Genomic DNA, 3,261 nt, shown 5'->3' with positions numbered 1-3,261 from the left:
CATCCATGTCATTCCGAACGCAGTGAGGAATCTTCGCTGCGGCGCATAGAAGACCCCTCGCTACGCTCGGGGTGACAGGGCGTGCGGCGGCGGGGTGGCAACGCCATCCATGTCATTCCGAACGCAGTGAGGAATCTTCGCTGCGGCGCATAGAAGACCCCTCGCTACGCTCGGGGTGACACGGCGTGCGGCGGCGGGGTGACAGGGCGTGCGGCGGCGGGGTGGGCACGGCGCGGCGGGGGGCACGGCACCGCCGTGCCCGTACACGCATGCTGCGCCCATCGGCCTGCTCGGTGTGTTATACTGGCTGCAGAGCTTAGCTATGCATTCGGTGCTATCCAGAGGCAAGTATGACGATCACAATAACCCTGCGTCGTGGCGTGGATGATCGTGGCGAGGTGTGGTTGAATGGCGAGGTGCTGGCGTCGTTTGAGCCGGCTGCGCTGCTGGTTGATCAGCAACTCTTTGCGGAGCGCCCTGTTCCTGCTGATCCTGTTGCCTATGGGCAGCGCTTGATGGCGGCGCTTGGTGGGGAGGCGTTCAAGGCGCGCTTGGCGGCGTTGCCTCGGGCACCTCAGATGGCGAGTTTGCTTGCGGTGCAGACGGATGATGCGGATCTGGCGGCGATTCCGTGGGAGTATCTGCACGATGGCGCTGATTTTGTGATCTTTACGCATTTGTTTGTGCGTGAGGTGCCGAACGCCCCTCTCCCCGAGCCGCCCGATCCAACACTCCCCTGGCGGATGGTGGTGATGGGTAGCGATCCGCTGGTGCAAGAGGTGTATGATCCAAAAACAGGGTTGTTTCAGGATTATGCGCCCATGCGTCGGTTGAAGGTTGTGCGCGAGCTTGATCAGTTGCGCGATGATCTGGTCGGCCAGCAGCCGCCTGCGCCGATCCGTTGGCAGCGCATTGCGCCGACCCGCCAGGCGTTGATTGATGATCTGGCGACGGTCGAGCCGCTGTTGTTTCACTATACGGGCCACGGCGATGTTGTGGATGGTGTGCCCGTGCTCTGCTTTGATGATGGCACGGGTTGTATGGATGCGCGCCCGGTGGCTGATCTGGCCGCCGATCTGCGTGGCCTGACCTATTTTGCTTTTCTGAATGCGTGCCGTACGGCTGATAGCCGCGAGCCGGGGGCGAATCTGGCGCTGGCCTTGGTGCGTCACGGCATCCCGGCGGTATTGGGCACCCAGTATCAGGTGCTCGACGAAGCGGCGGCCCCGTTTGCCCGTACCTTCTACCGCTTTCTGGCGGCAGGGCAGCATCCGGCGCAGGCGCTCTATCGGGCGCGCTTGCAACTCAAGAATCAGTTTCGTAGCGAGTCGTATGAGTGGGCGATTCCGGTGCTCTATCTGGCGCAGGGGTATGCCTGGCAGGCCCAACGCCCGGTGCTTGCTGCGCCGTTGCCGCCGATTGAACCACGCGAACCCAGGGTTGAGCAGTTGCGGGCGCCTGAGCATACCTTTGTGGGGCGCGATAAGGAATTGCTTGAACTGGCGCGGCTTTTTATTAATCATCACGAACGCATTGTGACGGTGCGTGGGGCCGGTGGCATGGGCAAGACCGCCCTGGTGCAGGCCCTGGCCCAGCGGCTCCGGTTCTTTTTTGATCAAGGCATTGTGGCCGTCAGCCTCTTTCTCCCTGGCGAAGCTGTGCCCCTGCGTGCCGCCACCGTGCGGAGGAACCTGGCCGATCGGCTGGAGATCACGCATCCCGCGTTTGATCAGCCGGATGCGGCTGAGGCGCAGGAGCTTGTGCTCGCCGAGGTGCTGCGTGCCAGGCCGCGCTTGCTGCTGATTTGGGATAACTATGAGACGGTGCTGTGGCGGCTGGGGCGTGAAGCAAGCGATCCGAGCAATGCCCCCTTCGACGAAGAGCAGCGGGCCGAGGCGGCAGCGGTGCAGCGTCTGGTGCAGTTGCTGGCCGATAAAGGGGTGCATCTGCTCTTTACGACGCGCCAGTCGCCGGTGGGTCTGCCTGGCGAAACCTCTTACCCGCCCGCCGAGCAGAACCACCAACTCGGGGGGTTGGCCCCGCGTGACAGTGTGCGCCTGTTGCGCGAGCGAGTCGGGCAACGCATTCCTTCAAGCGAGTTTCTGGAACAACTGGCAACCGCCGTAGGCCATAGCCCCCTTGCCCTGAACCTGGCTGCGGCACGCTGGGCCAAAGGGCAGGATGACGGGGCGACCTTTCTGGCAAACCTGCACGAGGAACTGAGCAAGGCAAACGATCCTTCCCCCCAGATGTACCAGCAAGCATCGATTGAGATCAATGTACGCCTGTCGCTGAATGCACTGCCGCCTGATCTGCGCACCGATCTGCTGGCGCTGACAATCATCGCCAATCCGGTGATTGTACCGCTGCATGGTGCGGTGATCTGGGGCTTGGAAGATGAGACGACATGGTTTACCGATCAGGCGCATACCCGGCTTGAACTGCTCAACCAGGCCTCGCTTCTCCAGGGTCAAGGCTACAACGAGCAGCGCAATCGTGCGACAACGTATAGCGTGCAGCCCGTGATTGCCACCGTGCTCAGGCAACTGGCCGACGAGCAAGCCTTGGAAGCGCCGCGTACACGCTACGCACGCTGGGCGGATCAGGTGATCTCGCGGGCGTTTAATCCTGAAAGCGGCCTCAATGCCAGCGCAGAAGTTGCAATGGACACGAAGTTTTATCTCGCTGATCTCGCCATGGCGATCCCATACCTGTCCCCCGAGCGGCGGGGTTGGGCCGCGTGGCAGGCGGCCTGGGTTTTTGAGCGCCTGGGCCAACCCGAACAAGCGCAGCAGAGCATTGAGTTGGCCGTAGCCACGGCAACCGAAACCGATCATCAGGAACTGCTAAGCCGGGTCTACCATCAGCAAGCGACTCTGCTGGAGACGCGGGGCGACCTGGGGGGGGCGATGGGCCTCTACGAACAGTCGCTGGCGCTTGATGAAAGCCTGGGGGATGTGCGCGGCAAGAGCGCCACGCTGCACCAAATGGCGGGGGTGCTGGAGACGCGGGGCGACCTGGGGGGGGCGATGGGCCTCTACGAACAGTCGCTGGCGATCAAGGAAAGCCTGGGGGATGTGCGCGGCAAGAGCGCCACGCTGCACCAAATGGCGGGGGTGCTGGTGACGCGGGGCGACCTGGGGGGGGCGATGGGCCTCTACGAACAGTCGCTGGCGATCCAGGCAAGCCTGGGGGATGTGCGCGGCAAGAGCGCCACGCTGCACCAAATGGCGGGGGTGCTGGAGACGCGGGGCGACCTGG

The 3,261-nt window shown here is 63.3% G+C and carries 1 protein-coding gene; it reads left to right on the top strand.

Going from position 1 to position 3,261, the window contains the following annotated elements; all coding sequences use genetic code 11:
• Window positions 1-350 precede the first annotated feature (350 nt).
• Window positions 351-3,261, top strand: a 2,911-nt coding sequence (locus EKD05_RS27060; protein WP_129678382.1) for a CHAT domain-containing protein, incomplete at its 3' end; no start/stop codon positions are given.

The organism is Candidatus Chloroploca sp. Khr17, assembly GCF_004138165.1.
In the GTDB taxonomy this organism is placed as follows: domain Bacteria; phylum Chloroflexota; class Chloroflexia; order Chloroflexales; family Chloroflexaceae; genus Chloroploca.
Note: the sequence above shows the minus strand (reverse complement) of the source record. Positions and strands in the feature narration are given on the sequence as shown.